Below are 15,440 nucleotides of genomic sequence, written 5' to 3' on the forward strand. Positions count from 1 at the left end.
CCGAAGCGCTTCGCTCTGTCACCAGCTTTCGTTGTGCCCGCAAGATTGCCGCCCGGGGCGCCGGCGGGGACGTGATGGCGAAAGCTTTTCTTTTCCAGCGCCTTATCCGCTTTTAGGGACTTTGCCGTGGAGAGCGCGGAGCGGCATTGCCGATTGCGGACGTGTGGTTAACGGGGATTGAAAAACCGTACCGACCTTGGACGTATTTTAGCAATCGGAAATTTAAAAATGCGTGGCATCGTCCGGGAAAAATAGGGCGGGGCGGGAATGCTGAAGGCAATAATCGGAAAATTCCGACACGACAGACGTGGCAACTACTCCTTAATGACTGCAATCACCATTGTGCCGCTGATGGCCGGTCTGGCGCTCAGTGTCGATTACGGGGAGTTGCTGCGCCAAAAGCACGAAACGCTGAACGCACTTGATGCGGCCGGCCTCGCCGCCGCCCAGCAGATCGTCGCCGGCGCCAGCGACGACGACGTCAAGGCCTACGCCAAGACATTTTTCGAAACCAATCTCGCACGTATCGACCCGGCGAACACAGCGCTGACCGTCACGCTGCCAACAACAATGCCGGCGGCGGCACCTTGAAGCTCTGCGCCAGCCTCACCTTCCACCCCTATTTTCTCCCGGCCGCCAGCCTGCTGGTCGGCGGCACGGCAAGCGACACGACCTTCACCGAATGTTCGGAACTCCGCCTCAAGAACACCCTCGAAGTCGCGCTTGTGCTCGACAATTCCGGCTCGATGAGCGATCTCGGCTCCGGCACCGGCGAGAAGCGAATAGACCTGCTGAAGTCGGCCGCCAAGCAGCTTGTCGATACGCTGGCGCTTCAGGCGCAGCAGATGAAGCAGATCACCAAACCGGTGCAATTTTCTCTCGTGCCGTTTGCGGCCTCGGTCAATATCGGCCCTACCCACGATCAAGACGGCTGGATGGATCAGGACGGCATCTCCCCGATCCAGCATGAAGATTTCGACTGGACGACGATGAGTGCAGCCAACAATCCGGACAAATATGCCGAGAAGCTCAATGGCATCTGGTACAAGCGCGGCACCGGCTGGGGCGAGACCAAGGACCAGCCGCTGACGCGTTTCAGCCTCTACGCCGACATGACGGTCGAATCGGGCCGCGAAGAGGTACCCAATTCGAAGCAATATGTCTGCGACACATACAAGAAGAACGGCCACCTGCCAGTACGGCCATTGGAGCGCACCGGAATATATCTATACGACGAGCCGCTATGCGAGCTGGCAAGGTTGCGTCGAGGCACGGCCATATCCCTACAATGTCGACGACATCACGCCCGACACAGCCGCGCCGGCCACGCTTTTCGTGCCGATGTTCGCCCCGGATGAGGCTGGCACTCTGTGGCTCGATTTCAACCGTGACGGCATCAACGACGTCATCAGCACGTCTTACAATTACGGCAACAACTGGTGGGCCGATTGGCCCTATGTCGCCGGTCCTACCGCTTCGCAGCGACAGTCTGACATGCGCAAATATTTCCTGATAAAACCGTACGGTTCGCAATCCGCAGCCGCGGGCGATGGGCCGAATTCCTCCTGCACCACCAACCCGATCACGCCGTTGAAGGACGTCAGCCAGGACGCCGAGAAGCAGGAGATCAAGGACGCCATCGACGCCATGGCGCCGAACGGCAATACCAACGTACCGGAGGGACTTGCCTGGGGCTGGCGAACGGTATCGAGCAACCCACCGTTCACCGATGGCCGGCCGAACAGCGAGAGGGGCAACGACAAGGTGGTCGTGGTGCTGACCGACGGAGCCAATACCTATAGCGCCGTCAGCGACGGCAGCTACGCCAACAACAGGTCGACCTACGCCGCCTACGGCTACACTGGCCTGACCTATCCGGGATCTGGAAGCGTGACCCGCCTGTTCATGAATACCAGCACCGATATCGGCAAGACGACCTATACCGGTGCCAACTACACGGCAGCACTCGACGAGCAGATGAAAACGCTCTGCGCCAATGCAAAGAATTCGAACATTCTGGTGATGACGGTGGCGCTCGACCTGTCGCCCACAGATGCCGGCGACAAGAAGGCGATCGATGCGCTGAAGGCGTGTTCCTCGGATTCGCGCTTCCGCAAGGATCCGGCCGACCCGAGCAAGCCGGCCAAGCTGTTCTGGAATGCGACGGGCGCGACGCTGTCCGACAATTTCAAGGAAATCGCCAACGAATTGTCGAACCTGCGCATCGTCGGCTGAAGGCGATGGGATTGGCGACGTAAAGGCAGAGGGGCGCAGCGCGCTGGCGCAAAGGCTCCTGCCCTCATGCCTTGCGGTGGGGGAAGCATGTGGTGAGTGTCCCCATCCGGAGATACGCTCTTGCCTGAACCCGCCAACCATCTCGCCTTCGCGCTGGTCTGCCTCGGCATGGTGCTGACGCCCGGCCCGAACATGATCTATCTGATCTCGCGCTCGCTGTCGCAAGGGCCGAAGGCCGGGCTGATTTCGCTGGGCGGCGTGGCGCTCGGTTTTTTATTCTACGTGCTGTCGGCGGCGTTCGGTATCACCGCGCTGCTGCTCGCGGTGCCCTTCGCCTATGACGTGCTGCGCCTTGCCGGCGCGCTTTATCTGCTGTGGCTTGCCTGGCAAGCGGTGAAGCCCGGCGGGCGCTCGCCCTTCCAGATCCGCGAACTGCCTAAGGACAGGCCGCGCAGGCTGTTCGCCATGGGCCTGATGACCAACCTGCTCAACCCGAAGGTGGCAGTGCTCTATCTGTCGCTGCTGCCGCAGTTCATCAGCCCCGGCAAGGGCCACGTGCTGTCGCAGCTTCTGGTGCTCGGTGCCACGCAGGTCGCCATCAGCCTGACCGTCAACGCCATCATCGCGGTGACGGCCGGCTCGATCGCCATCTTCCTCGCCGGGCGGCCGCTATGGCTGGTGATCCAGCGCTGGATGATGGGCACGGTGCTGACCGCGCTGGCCGTCAAGATGGCAACCGATGCGCAACGCTGATCGGGCCTACATCGGCCGTCTGACCTGCTGTGCCCGCTCCGGTTCGACCACCCTGCGGTAGAGATGCCAGGTCGCGTGGCCAAGGACGGGCATGACGACGGCAAGCCCGGCAAATAGCGGGATCGAGCCGATGACCAGGAGCACGGCGACCATCAGGCCCCACAGCGCCATCTGCAGCGGGTTTGTCATAACTGCGCGCGCCGACGTCTCGACTGCCGAGACCGCGCCGACATCGCGGTCGAGCAGCAGCGGAAAGGCGACGACAGTCGTCGCCAGCACGATCGCGGCGAAGGCGAACCCGGCCAGGTTGCCGAGCAGGATCAGTGTCCAGCCCTTGCTGGTCGTCAGCACCTCGCGAATAAAGCCGACGATAGAGGTCGGAGGCTGATTGCCGTACAGGCTGGTGTAGATCGATTGCGCGGTGAACAGCCAGAGCAGGAACAGTACCAGCAGCATGATGCCGATGACCGCAATCGCGGGCAGCGCCGGCGAGTGGCGCACGTCGAGCGCATGCCACCAGGATGTATCCATGCCGAACTCGCGCCGACGGCTGATTTCGTAAAGGCCGATAGCGGCGAACGGACCGACCAAAGCGAAGCCGGACATCAGCGGATAGATGAGCTGGATGGCATTCGAGCCCGACGTCCACTGCGTCAGGATCAGGCCGACCACCGGATAGATCAGGCACAGGAACACATAATGCGACGGCTTGGCCCAGAAATCCTCTACGCCGAGACGGAGCGCATCGATCAGATCCTCGGTGCTGATGCGGCGCACCCTGGGCTGTACATGCATTCCACGCGCGTCCGCCATGACATGAAAGCCAGCCATAACCTTTCTCCCGTGTGTCGGGGCGGTCACCGCCAGGATGGCCGCCCGCAGCTGCCACTTCAAGAACGGCGATATGATAGCCGATCTCGGCGCGCTTGTCGCCACCACCCGGCGCCAGGGCGCCGGGCGGCTGAACGAACAGATTAGGCCGCGAAGCGATCGATCACCTCGGCCAGCCGCACGTGACCGAGGCAAGCGCCTGACCCGGCCGGCTTTTCACCATCCTCGATGGCCTGCGCAAATCGCACGTCCGGATCGCTTTCGATCCGGCGGCGCAACGCCGCCAGCTTGGGATAAGCTGCGCCGTCGACCGCCTTGTGGAACTCCGCCCAGCGCGCCACGCCGATCAGCGTGGTATCGGCAAGCGTCAGCCGGTCGCCGACCAGGAAATCCGTGTCGAGGATCATCGCCTCGAGCTGGTCATGGCGGTTGGTAACGACCTTGCGGCCAAAGTCACGCAAGGTTGCCAGCAGCACCGGCTCGGCCGATTCCATTTCATATGCGGCCCAGAGCGGGGTGAAAGCGGCGGTGAAGCCGGTGTTCACGAAAGCCATCAGCTGGTGCATCCGGTCGGCTTCCGGCGAGCGAGGCTCAAAGCTGATACGACGTTGCGTATCGCGGGCTTCGAGCCAAGCGGCAATCGCCATGGTCTCGGTGAGCACCCTGCCTTCGTCGGTGATCAACACCGGCGTTTCCTGATGGCCGTTGATGCTGGCATAGGCGTCGTTCTTCATTTCAGTGAGCATGTCGACTCGACACAGGCGGTAGGGCTGTCCGACGCGTTCAAATGCAGCGACGAGCCCCATCGAACTTCCCAGCGGGAAGCCATAAAGGGAGGATAGGTTCCATTTCTTTGTCTCTTCCATAATTTAGGGATTACGCTGCGCAGCGAAACTTGACCCTAAACGCTGGTCGCCCCATGTAAATTACGCACTATTCTGTAACCAGGTCCCCCCATGAAAGATGTCGTCTCACGCTGCCCGATCGAAGAGACCATCCGTGTGCTCAGCGGTCGCTGGCCCACCTTGCTGCTCTACTATCTCAAGGACGGCACCAAGCGCTTCAGCGATCTGAGGCGTGACAACCCGACCGTGTCGCACCGCATTCTGGCTCTCGAACTGCGCAAGCTGGAGGACGCCGGGATTGTGCGGCGAACGGCGCATGCCGGCTATCCGCTACGCGTGGATTACGACCTCACGACGCCCGGTCTCAAGCTTGTGCCGCTCATCGAGGCCTTGGGCAGATGGTGGGAACATACCGGGGACGACCGGGTCGGCCAGGCTCCACCGATGCCGGAAACGAGGCTAGACACAGCGGCCTAGCCGATCGTGAAAATCTGACGCTTGCTATCCGAGGCTGGACAACCGCTTTGGATAGGATCCGGCCGAATATCGGAATGCACGGACAGCGCCAGAAGCTGTCATTGCCGAGCAGATACTCTAACGTCGCGTTTGGGCCGGAAGCGGAGATCCGCTTTCGGGATGATTGGGCCAAAAAGCTGACCTTCGCGTCCAGCATAGCGTGGGCTGGTTTGCGCCACTTGCGGACCTTTGCCAATGATGCCGCGAAGGTCGCGTCTCGGACCCGTTGCTGCCCTTCGGTCACAGCTTGGGGCATATCAAAGGTGTGAACACGACAGACAAGCCAGTCGCGGAAATTGGCAACCGGGATGTCTGAACCGAAGGCGCTACCCCAGCCGGCGAACCGCTCGGTATTCGCGCGAGACGCTGAAAAAAACAGCTGTGACCACGAACGCGGCCGGCTGCTGCGGCTGAAGGGACGAGGCGTCGCGATCTGCGGCCCCCTCAGCCGGTCGACTTCTTGAAGTTGGCGAGGGCCTTGTCCCAGTTCACCACGCGCCACCATTCCTTGAGGTAGTCGGCGCGGCGGTTCTGATACTTGAGATAATAGGCGTGTTCCCAGACGTCGACGCCAATCACCGGACGCGCCCCTAGCTCGAGCGGCGTGTCCTGGTTGGCTGTGCTGACGATGTCGAGCTTCTTGTCCTTGTTCACGACAAGCCATACCCAGCCGGAGCCAAAGCGGCCAAGGCCAACCGCCGTGAGCTTTTCGGTCAGGCCCGCATAGCTGCCGAAGGTGCTGCTTATGGCGGCGTTGAGGTCGCCACCGGGCTGGTTGGGGCCCCCGGGAGTCATCAGCTCCCAGAAGTGAGTGTGATTCCAATGTCCCCCAAGATTGTTGCGCACGCCTTCCGGGACCTTGCCCAGATCTGCCAGAATAGCCTCCATCGGCGTGCTGGCGAGCTCGGGCCAAAGCGGCACGAGTTGATTGCAGGCATTCACATAAGCGGCGTGATGGCGGTCGTGATGGATCATCATCGTGGTCGCGTCGATGTGCGGCTCTAATGCGTTGTTCGCGTAGCCGAGCGGTGGGAGCTTGAAGGGTTGGGTCTCCTGCGCAAAGGCCGCGGCGCCCAACAGGGTTGTGTTGGCTGCCGCGGCCGATGCTCCTGCGAGAAATAGAAGACTCTGACGCCTGTTCATGGTGTAGCTCCGGGTGAAAGTGGAACGCCAATGCTGCATGCTGTTCGTTTACGAGGTGTCGCGACTCCAAGCATCGCTTCGCGAAATTCCCTGAGGGTTAGCCATTGTTCCGATCAGTGTTGAACGAGATAGGTTTCAATCCTGCCGACACCTGCCAGTTCTACATTACAGCGCGGTTCGAGCTTCCAGGAGGTGTGCAGGGCCTGCTTGGTTGCCTCCGAAATCTGCATGCGGTCGGCCACGCCCTGGGACTCGAGCCGGCTTGCAATATTCACGGTTTCGCCCCAGACGTCGTAGACGAACCGATGCCGGCCGATCAGGCCCGCGATCACCGGTCCCGTGTGCACGCCAATGCGGATCCGAAAACCATCGTTGCCCCACGCTAAGGGCTTCAACGCGTCCAGCATGGATTTCCCCAGTGCCACGATCCTGTCGGCATGGTCAGCTGCCGGTTCCGGAACACCGCCCGCAGCCATATAGGCGTCTCCGATGGTCTTGATTTTCTCCACGGCATGCTTCTCCGCCAAGACGTCGAACGTGCTGAATAGCCCGTCGAGGCGTTTGATCAGGTCCGACGGCGGCAACCTTGCCGCTATGCTCGAGAAACCGACAATATCGGCAAAAAGAATGGTCACTTCATCGAACCGGTCGGCAATGAACTCTTCGCCCCGTTGCAGCCGTGCCACGATCTGACCGGGCAGGATCGCATGGAGAAGCGAGTCAGCCCGCCGCTTCTCCGCCTCGATCCGCTGAAGATACTGGTGCTCGCGGTCGAGCCAACGTTTCTTCTCCAAACTCGAGTTGATCCGGGCGCGCAGCAGGACCGGATTGAAAGGTTTAGGCAAGTAGTCGTCGGCCCCTGCCTCGATGCAGCGGACCACCGCGTCCACTTCGTCCAACCCCGATATCATGATGACAGGGATATGCCGCCATCGGCGCTCCGCTTTCAATCGCGAGAGCACCTCGATGCCGTTCATGTCCGGCATTAGGACGTCCAGCAGAACCAGGTCGAACTCGTGTTCCGCGAGGTGAGTCAGCGCCGACGGACCGGACTCGGCAGTGACTACCTGATGACCGTCACGTTGCAAGCGGCGCGAGAGGAGACCGCGGTTGCTGGTGATGTCGTCGACGACAAGTATGCGGCCACCGTGACCGGAGCTTGCGTCGTGCTCTGCCTTGATCAGTGCCCGTTCGAGCCCTGCCACATCGATCTCAGCCTGATCCGTGGTCCGCGGTTCCTCGCTGTCGGGTGCGCGCGAGAGGCCGGCAATCGCATCGACATGCGCCAGCAACTCAGCCGCCGCGGCGAGCATCACCCTGACATCCTCTTCCAGCGCGTATTCGTGCAATTCTTCGGCTTCTTCACGAATCATTTCGGAATAGCCGATGATGGCGTTGAGCGGCGTTCGCAAGTCGTGGCGCAGTTTCGCCTCGATCTCGACCCCTGCCCGGTTCTGATTGTCCGCTTTGCCGTGGATCAAGCTGTCGATCAGGCTACTCAATTCGCAAGCAGCGGCGCCAACCTTCTCTAGATCCGGTCTCATGTGGCCCAGACCGAGATCCTGCACCTGCTCGGTTAGCAACTCCTGAAATCCTGAGATTGCCCGCGCCGGTCCGGCGAGCTGTTGCGCCAGATGGACGGCGATCGCATGGCGTTGGAACTTGTTCTTAGCAGGCATATTTTCAAACCGTCGGTCCGCGCCTCATCGATTCGCGGCAAGCAATTGTTCAATTTTCTGGACAAGTCGCGACAGGTCCACCGGCTTGCTATCGTAGTCATCGCAGCCTGCCTCGAGTGCCATTTCGCGATCGTTGGCCATCGCGTGCGCAGAAAGCGCAATGATCGGGATCCCGGAGGTGGCCGGATCAGCCTTGATCCGCCGGGTCGCCTCCCACCCGTCCATGACCGGCAAGCTCATATCCATGAGGATGAGATCGGGCCTTTCCGAAACGGTGAGTTCCACGCCCGACTGTCCGTTTTCCGCAATGAGGACTTCGAACCCACGCCGTGACAACCGCCGCAAAAGCATGTCGCGGTTCAATTCGTTGTCTTCTACGAGAAGGATCCTCGTCATCTTTAGCTTCCTTCAGCCATGGGGGTGGTTCCGCGATCGGCAATGCTGGCACCTGTCGACCCAAGTGGGAAGATCTGGCGCTCGAGGGCCTCGACCAACTGAGACCGACTATTTGCGCCCTTGATTACAACCGCGACCGCCCTGTCGCGAAGCCACTTGAGCTCGTCCGCCGATAAATCCTTGGAAGTCACGACGACGACCGGAATGTTCTGAAGCTCGGGCACCTGCTGCATCTCGTTCAGGGTCTGGAACCCGTCCATTTCGGGCATCAGCAGATCAAGCAGGACCAGACGCGGTAACAACCGCTTCATCAGCTTGAGGCCGCGCAGGCCATCGCTTGCCTCGTGAACCCGCCAATCCTTCTTGATCAGGATACGCCGAAGGAAGTCGCGGGAGGCTTGATCGTCGTCAATAACAAGCACATCGCGGTTGCCGCCGCCGCAAGCCTCTATTGTTCGTATAAGCTTCTGGGTGTCGATCGGCTTCGTGAGGTATTCGACCGCACCGAGTGAGAGGCCGAGTTCGCGATCTGCAAGTATCGTCGCAAGGATTACCGGAATCTCGCAGAGCTCCTTATCGCCCTTCAGTGAGCGCAGCACTGACCAGCCGTCCTGATGCGGCATGATGATGTCGAGAACGATTGCGGCCGGGCGATGCGCTCGCGCCGCGGCTATGCCTTCCTCGCCGCTTGCTGCTTCGATTGATGCCAGTCCCGCCTCAGCCAAGGACCTGGCGATGAGAGTTCGGGCGGCTGGTTCGTCATCTATGATCAGAACCGCCTGCTCCGAGGGCCTCGACGACAGCGGCTCGGCGGGTTTCTGCTCGCCAGGTTCTTCGTCGCACTCGGCTGGAATCTCCATTGTGAAAGTCGAGCCTTTTCCGAACTCGCTTTTAACGGTTACAACGCCTCCGATCATGCGGCAGAAACTCCGGGTTATGCTGAGGCCCAATCCCGTCCCGCCGTAGTTGCGAGTGGTGGAGGCGTCTGCCTGCGTAAAAGCATCAAAGAGCCGTTCTTGCTGCTTTGGCGTCATCCCGATCCCGGTGTCGGACACTGTGAATATCAGCCAGTCGCCGTCCGATCTCCTCTCGCGTCGAATCGCCAGTGTTACACGGCCCCCCTCGGTGAACTTGGCTGCGTTACTGAGGAGATTGAAGAGGTTCTGACGCAACTTCGTCTGGTCCGAATGCATCTTCCCGAGGTCGCCCGCGAGGTCCATAACGAAACTGTTTCGGTTTTTCGCCATCAGTGGCGCGACTGTGGCCTGGACATCGCGCAACAAGTCGGCGACGTCGAAAGTCTCCAGGAAATTTGCCATCTTATTTGCCTCGATCTTCGACAGATCGAGGATGTCGTTAATGAGCGCGAGGAGATGGCGACCGGCCCCGGCGATCTTTTCCACATCTGGCACGAACTCATTCATTTGCTGGTCGCTCGCCTCTTCGATCAGCATCTCGCTGTAGCCAATGATCGCGTTCAGTGGAGTGCGCAGCTCGTGGCTCATGGACGCGAGGAAGCTGCTCTTGGCCTCATTTGCCGCTTCAGCATGACTCTTGGCCCGCTCGAGTTCGACCTCTCTCTGCTTCAGTTCCGTGATGTCGGTGTAAACGGCGACGGTCCCGCCGTCAGGGGTCTTTCGTTTGCTGACGCGGACCCAGCGTTCTCCAAAGCGACCCTCGTGGACGAAGCCTGCCGGATCCTTCTGGATGCGCAGCCTCTTCGCAATCCATTCCTCCGGCGACGCGCCCTCAAGGTCGACGTGCCCGCTCGCCAAGCGTCTTTTCAGAATATCCTGAAGGCTTTGCCCCGGCAGAGTAGCTCGGTCATTGTCGGGAAAGATTTCGCAGTATTTGCTGTTGGCAAGAAGGACCTTGTCCTCCGAATCGAACAGGACAAATCCGTCAGAAATCGCCTCGAGTGCCGCTCCGATCGTCCGTCTTTGCCGCTCCGCCTCATCCTCCAGTCGTTGCTTTGCAATTGCGCTCGCCCGGAAAAGCCGAAGCGTCCGCGCCATCGCGCCGAGCTCGTCCCCTCCCTCTGCCTGTATTTCGACGTCGTAGCGTCCTTCCGTCAGATTTCCGATTACCCGGTTCAGCCGCCGCAACGGTCCGACGATCGAGCGAAGAACAAGGATGGTGAGAAGCGAACCGATCATCACCACGATGGCCACCAGAACAGCAGCAGTAGTCGCCGTTTTCTGGGTTTCCGTTACGACCTCGTTGCGAGCGGCTTCTGCCTCGGCGCTCGCTCGGTCGACGAGTTTGTTAAGCGCAGCATCCACGTTTGCGCTGTGGGTACGCGCCTCGGCGAGGAGAGTGTTGCCGATGATGCGGTTGTCTTGAGTATAGCTGTCTGCCGCCTCTAGCGCTGTTTTGACATAGGCATCCATCTCAACGCGGATTTCCCTGACCGCATCCGGTGATGATTTCGAAAGGCGGTCCAGATGTGCCAGTAGTCGCTCGCGCGCCTGCTCGGCATTACGCTGGGAATTCATCAACAAGCTAACCGACAGATCAGTCAGCCAGTATCGCAATTCGCCGAATGTTGCGTGCGCCGCAGCCGCAGTGGACGCGGCGTCGAAAAATGCTTTGGTCTCCGCAGTTCGATCTGCACTGCGATAAAGTGCCTGTGTGAGAAAGATTGACGATACGATGAGGCTGATAAGGCCGGCCGCTGTCAGCGCAGCTATGCGGGCCGAAATCGGTAGATGGGCAAAGGGACGCGCAAAGGGCCTCGCCGGCGCCGATACCGTTTCCACGCGGTGCGGTGATTGTTCCAAAGCGCTCATTTGAACAAGACGATGCTTATCGCGCCTCCCAGATCGCCCGCTTTGCCGCCCTCCTTTGGGTATCCTGTCACGTCGATCTCGCCCTTCGGCTCGCCGTGGCAGGAAAGACACGAGCCAGTATAGTATTCGGGCAGCAGCATTCGAAATGCAGGGCGTCCATCCGCCTCGGTGACTTCCGTGTAGGCTTCTCCCTTTGCTCTCTGCGGATCCAGCAAGACGCTTTCGATGATCCGTGCTTCCCATGCGTCCGGAAGCGATTTGCGGTTGCGCACGAGTTGCTCTGGCGCGGTCACGCGCACCCGAGCTTCGTTGCCGGCCTTGGCAGCGAACTTGTCATTCATCAGACGCGCAAACACCGCCGGCACGAAGCCTTTGAAAGCGGTTCCCGCGCGGTTGATGTTATCTTGCTGTTCGTCCACCACCTCTCGCATCGCCTCAATCTGGGCCTCAAGCAGACGCCGGTCGCGCTCGGTCAATCCGCCCGAAAGCGGGTCGTGGCCGGTGTGTTTTGAGTATGCGGCGATGGCTTCTCTCGTAATGCGCTCACCGTCGAGGTGCTTGTCGCCAAGAGCAGGATCATTGATGAGCGTCTGATAGTTCGAGATGATGCTTCGCCCCGCACGGAGCAATTCCGCGAGTCGCGTTCCCGTCACGACATCCTCGGTAACTCCCGCTCCGATGGCAGACGACACGACGAGTGCGCAGCCGACAAGAACAGCGGCAATGAAAGTCCGGGTCAACGTTGACATGGCGGACATTTCCGTTCCCTTCAAGGACGGCCTTTAGGGTATATTAGCATAACACGATAAAAGGCGGGGACCCAGCGGCAAACTTTGCTGGTTCCGCAACGAACAGTCTGGGCGACTTGCGACCCGCGAGCTCGGCCCTTTTTGTTGCGCTGTGGGTCGGCTTGAGCGAGATTCTAATCGCCTGCCCGGCAAAAGCCATGATCACCGCTATGTCAGGCGGGCATGACCGTTGCGAGAATTGAAAATTATGAAGGCAAACCAAGCCTGAACAGGCGCATGCTGCTCAGAGCTGCCGGCCTTGGCGCCCTTGCCGGGCTCGCCGCCTGCGCAACCGCCGTGCTGCCCACCGGCGAAGGCGCCGGTGTCTCTGCTTCCGCGGCCGGCACCCTGAGCGGCATTCGGGCCTCAGCCGGTCTTGGACCGCTTGTCGCCGATCCTCGTCTCGAACAGGCGGCCTTGCAGCAGGCCGGCTACATGGCGCGCCGCGGCCGCATGAATCACACCACCGGCTGGGGCAAGGACTTTGCCTCGCGCGTCAAAGACAATGGCATTGCCGGCGCCGCCGCCGAGAACATCGCCGAAGGCCGCTTCGACCAGCAGAAGCTGTTCGATATCTGGGTGCATTCGCCAGGCCACCGCCGCAACATGCTAGACCCGCGCTTCACCCGCTTCGGCCTCGCCTATGTACGCGACGGCCGCGACAACACGCTTCGCTACTGGTGCCTTGTGCTCGGAAGATAGCACGGTTTCGCCTTTGGTCGGCGGAGTCCGTGCCGGATGATCGAGCCGTCAGTCTTTGCGGCCGCCGAGCAACTCCTCGATGTCCTGCGCACAAACCGGTCTGCTGAAATGATAGCCTTGCATTTCGTCGCAATTGTTCCTGCGCAGGAAGGCCACCTGATCATCTGTCTCAACGCCCTCGGCAATGACCCTCAGGTTGAGATTTTGCCCCAATGAAATCACCGCGCTGGCCACAGCCTGGTCGTTCTCGTCGGCGGCAAGATCCTTGATGAAGGATTTGTCGATCTTCAGCCGCGCCACGGGAAAGGTCTTGAGTGCGCTGAGGCTGGAATAGCCTGTGCCGAAATCATCGATCGAGATCTGGACACCCAGGCTTTGCAGGGCGTTCATGGTCGCGACCGCCAGGTCGATATCCTGCATGATAAGGCTCTCGGTCACCTCCAGTTCGAGGTACCTGGCCTCCAGACCGCTGTCCTTCAGCGCGCTGACAATGCGATCGATCAGGTTGCGTTCCCTGAATTGCCGCGCCGACACATTCACGCAAACGGTCAAGGACGGCAGCCCGGCGTCTTGCCAGGCTTTGTTCTGCCGACAGGCCTCATGCAGAACCCAGTCGCCGATCGGTACGATCAGACCTGTCTCCTCGGCGGTCGGGATGAACATCGTCGGCATTATCGTACCAAGCGTTGGATGGTTCCAGCGTATCAATGCCTCGACCGCAAAAACCCGACCTGACCGAAGGTCCACCTGCGGCTGGTAGAGCAGCGTGAATTCCGAACGCGCCAAGGCATTTCGCAGCTCTTCCTGAAGCACGAATTTCTCATGCGCCCGGGTATTGAACTCCGGAGCGTAAAACTGGAAATTGTCGCGGCCGAACTCCTTGGCGCGATACATGGCCGCATCGGCATTTGCCAGCAGCGTATCGGGATCAGTCCCATCCTTCGGATAGTTGGCAATGCCTATGCTGGCCGTCGCCCGCACAAGATGCGCTCCGAGCCGAACCGGTTCGGCGAGTGCCGACCTGAGCTTTTGCAAGGTCTCGGAAACGAGATCGACGTTCGCCGGCTGGTCGAAAAGCACGATGACGAATTCGTCGCCGCCAAGCCGCACGACGGTATCGGTTGCCCTCACGCAGTCGACCATGCGACTTGCGACGATCTTCAGAAGCTCGTCTCCGGCATTGTGGCCGAGCGTGTCGTTGACAAATTTGAAATTGTCCAGATCGATGAACACCACCGTCACCCAGCGATCGTATCGCTGGGCGTACAGGACCGCCTGCGAAAGCCGATCCTCGAGCAAGGCGCGATTGGGAAGCCCGGTCAGCACGTCATGATTGGCCATGAAGTGGATCCGGTCTTCAGCCTGTTTGCGTTCGATGGCGATCCCGGCGATGCGCGTGGTGAAATCGATCAGGCGGGTCTCGGCCTCGGTCGGTTCGCGCACCGTCATCGAATACATCGCAAAGACGCCAAGCACCGCGCCCTGATGCGACAGGATCGGGGTCGACCAGCACGAACGCAAACCGTGCGGCCGCGCGAGTTCGCGATAATCCTGCCAAAGCGGATCCTGCATGATGTCAGCGACAATCACCGGCTCGTGCCGATAGACCGCCGTTCCGCAAGACCCCGCCCGAGGGCCGACCGCGGCGCCGTCGACGGCGTCGGTGTAGTCTTTCGCCAGGCTCGGCGCGGCGGCGTGGCGCAAGTGGCTGCCATCCTTGTCGAGCAGCAAGACCGAACCGAATATCCCCGCCAGTTGGGACTCGACCAGACGCATGAGCCGCTCGAGCACGTCTTCGAGGGGAGCGCTCTTTGCGATCATCTCGAGGATATGCGCCTGCCCGTCGCGAAGGATTTCGGCCCGCTTGCGCGCAGTGATGTCGCGGGCAATGCCGACGAGTCCGAAAATGTTGTTTTGAACGTTGCGCAACGGCAGTTTCGTCGACAGGAACCATTTGCCGGTGCCTGACGCATCGACGACGAACTCCTCCTCGTCGATCATCGGTTGTCCGTCGCGCATCAGTTGCTGCTCGATGAGGCGAAATTTCTGCGCAAGATCCGGCGCGTGAAGGTCGAAGTCGCTCAGGCCGATCATGTCGCTCGTGCTGTCTCGACCGCTGTCGGACGCAATGGCTCGGTTGGCGACGACGAAGCGGCTTTCGGTGTCCTTCACCCACATGTAGTCAGGCACCAGGTCGATCAGCGTCTGCAAGGAGATTCGCTCGTCGACGACCAAGCGGTTGGCGCTGAGCTCGCTGATGTCCTCGTGCGTGGCCACCCAGCCGCCGTCAGGCATCGGTTGATGGCAGACCTGAATTGTCCGGCCATCGGCGAGCTCGGCTGTCCAGTTCCCCGAAGCAGTGCCCGAATTGACTGCCCGGGCCAACGCCAGATAGGCGTCCGCATTCATTGCCGAGGTCCCGACAGCGACGCGCCGCTCGACGATTTCGCGCAGCGCCGCACCCGGCTGCAATTGCTCCGGCGCAAGGCGATAGATTTCCGCATAGCGCCGGTTGCACAGGATCAGCCGTTCATCGGCGTCAAAAAAGCAGATGCCTTGCGAGATGTTCTCGATCGCGGTCTGGAACCGCAGTGCCTGGTCCTGAAGCGCTGCAATCGTGGCGCGAAGCTCGCGCTCGAGCGCCTCATATGAGGCAGTCGCCAGTTGTGCCAGCGTCGTCAAATTGGCGGATTCGGGCACTTCGGCGGTTTGCCTGGATGATTTCGTGGCCAAACACAGTTCCTCCCGCTGATGCTTGAGGCA

General features: G+C 60.6%; 11 protein-coding genes and 1 pseudogene. 4 read left to right on the forward strand and 8 right to left on the reverse strand.

The window, feature by feature from the left end; genetic code table 11:
- Window positions 1–267: 267 nt before the first annotated feature.
- Both NKI50_RS22350 and NKI50_RS22355 read left to right on the forward strand, forming a co-directional pair.
- Window positions 268–2,235: pseudogene (locus tag NKI50_RS22350) on the forward strand (TadE/TadG family type IV pilus assembly protein).
- A gap of 120 nt (window positions 2,236–2,355) precedes the next feature.
- Window positions 2,356–2,988 (forward strand): LysE family translocator, encoded by a 633-nt coding sequence (locus NKI50_RS22355; protein WP_023717119.1) that lies wholly within the window; start codon window positions 2,356–2,358, stop codon window positions 2,986–2,988.
- Between the two features lie 6 nt (window positions 2,989–2,994).
- Here the strand turns inward: NKI50_RS22355 and NKI50_RS22360 are convergent, their stop codons facing one another.
- Entirely contained in the window at window positions 2,995–3,819 is an 825-nt protein-coding gene (locus tag NKI50_RS22360) for a DUF2189 domain-containing protein (RefSeq protein ID WP_023717118.1), read from the reverse strand.
- 143 nt (window positions 3,820–3,962) lie between these two features.
- On the reverse strand, window positions 3,963–4,685 hold the full coding sequence (locus NKI50_RS22365) for a glutathione S-transferase family protein (RefSeq protein WP_352717586.1): 723 nt from the start codon (window positions 4,683–4,685) through the stop codon (window positions 3,963–3,965).
- A gap of 90 nt (window positions 4,686–4,775) precedes the next feature.
- Here NKI50_RS22365 and NKI50_RS22370 point away from each other — a divergent pair, with 90 nt between their 5' ends.
- Window positions 4,776–5,141 (forward strand): winged helix-turn-helix transcriptional regulator, encoded by a 366-nt coding sequence (locus tag NKI50_RS22370; protein ID WP_023717117.1) that lies wholly within the window; start codon window positions 4,776–4,778, stop codon window positions 5,139–5,141.
- 483 nt (window positions 5,142–5,624) lie between these two features.
- Here NKI50_RS22370 and NKI50_RS22375 read toward each other — a convergent pair whose 3' ends face one another.
- From NKI50_RS22375 to NKI50_RS22395, 5 genes are all read right to left on the reverse strand, one after another.
- Window positions 5,625–6,323, reverse strand: coding sequence for a superoxide dismutase (locus tag NKI50_RS22375; protein WP_084642425.1), 699 nt, complete (start codon window positions 6,321–6,323; stop codon window positions 5,625–5,627).
- Between the two features lie 113 nt (window positions 6,324–6,436).
- Window positions 6,437–8,002 carry an adenylate/guanylate cyclase domain-containing protein gene (locus NKI50_RS22380; protein ID WP_023717115.1) on the reverse strand — a complete coding sequence of 522 codons (1,566 nt, stop codon included), beginning with the start codon at window positions 8,000–8,002 and terminating at the stop codon, window positions 6,437–6,439.
- Between the two features lie 24 nt (window positions 8,003–8,026).
- On the reverse strand, window positions 8,027–8,398 hold the full coding sequence (locus NKI50_RS22385) for a response regulator (RefSeq protein WP_023717114.1): 372 nt from the start codon (window positions 8,396–8,398) through the stop codon (window positions 8,027–8,029).
- A gap of 2 nt (window positions 8,399–8,400) precedes the next feature.
- Entirely contained in the window at window positions 8,401–11,187 is a 2,787-nt protein-coding gene (locus NKI50_RS22390) for an ATP-binding response regulator (RefSeq protein ID WP_023717113.1), read from the reverse strand.
- Complete coding sequence (locus tag NKI50_RS22395; RefSeq protein ID WP_023717112.1) at window positions 11,184–11,945, reverse strand: Tll0287-like domain-containing protein; 762 nt, start codon at window positions 11,943–11,945, stop codon at window positions 11,184–11,186. Before NKI50_RS22395 ends, NKI50_RS22390 begins: the two co-directional genes overlap by 4 nt.
- A 213-nt stretch (window positions 11,946–12,158) precedes the next feature.
- On the opposite strand from NKI50_RS22395, the gene NKI50_RS22400 reads away from it, so the two are divergent.
- Window positions 12,159–12,677: a CAP domain-containing protein gene (locus NKI50_RS22400; protein WP_023717111.1), complete on the forward strand. Its 519-nt coding sequence runs from the start codon at window positions 12,159–12,161 to the stop codon at window positions 12,675–12,677.
- Between the two features lie 48 nt (window positions 12,678–12,725).
- On the opposite strand, the gene NKI50_RS22405 is transcribed toward NKI50_RS22400, so the two are convergent.
- On the reverse strand, window positions 12,726–15,410 hold the full coding sequence (locus tag NKI50_RS22405; protein ID WP_352481733.1) for an EAL domain-containing protein: 2,685 nt from the start codon (window positions 15,408–15,410) through the stop codon (window positions 12,726–12,728).
- Window positions 15,411–15,440 lie beyond the last annotated feature (30 nt).

The sequence above is a fragment of the Mesorhizobium sp. M0563 genome (genome assembly GCF_040321065.1).
In the GTDB taxonomy this organism is placed as follows: Bacteria; Pseudomonadota; Alphaproteobacteria; order Rhizobiales; family Rhizobiaceae; genus Mesorhizobium.

Coding starts and splice junctions, on each gene's coding strand:
- NKI50_RS22390 (WP_023717113.1), bottom strand. CDS start 11,187: ATGAGCGCTTTGGAACAATCACCGCACCGCGTGGAAACGGTATCGGCG.
- NKI50_RS22375 (WP_084642425.1), bottom strand. CDS start 6,323: ATGAACAGGCGTCAGAGTCTTCTATTTCTCGCAGGAGCATCGGCCGCG.
- NKI50_RS22360 (WP_023717118.1), bottom strand. CDS start 3,819: ATGGCTGGCTTTCATGTCATGGCGGACGCGCGTGGAATGCATGTACAG.
- NKI50_RS22400 (WP_023717111.1), top strand. CDS start 12,159: ATGACCGTTGCGAGAATTGAAAATTATGAAGGCAAACCAAGCCTGAAC.
- NKI50_RS22380 (WP_023717115.1), bottom strand. CDS start 8,002: ATGCCTGCTAAGAACAAGTTCCAACGCCATGCGATCGCCGTCCATCTG.
- NKI50_RS22365 (WP_352717586.1), bottom strand. CDS start 4,685: ATGGAAGAGACAAAGAAATGGAACCTATCCTCCCTTTATGGCTTCCCG.
- NKI50_RS22395 (WP_023717112.1), bottom strand. CDS start 11,945: ATGTCCGCCATGTCAACGTTGACCCGGACTTTCATTGCCGCTGTTCTT.
- NKI50_RS22370 (WP_023717117.1), top strand. CDS start 4,776: ATGAAAGATGTCGTCTCACGCTGCCCGATCGAAGAGACCATCCGTGTG.
- NKI50_RS22385 (WP_023717114.1), bottom strand. CDS start 8,398: ATGACGAGGATCCTTCTCGTAGAAGACAACGAATTGAACCGCGACATG.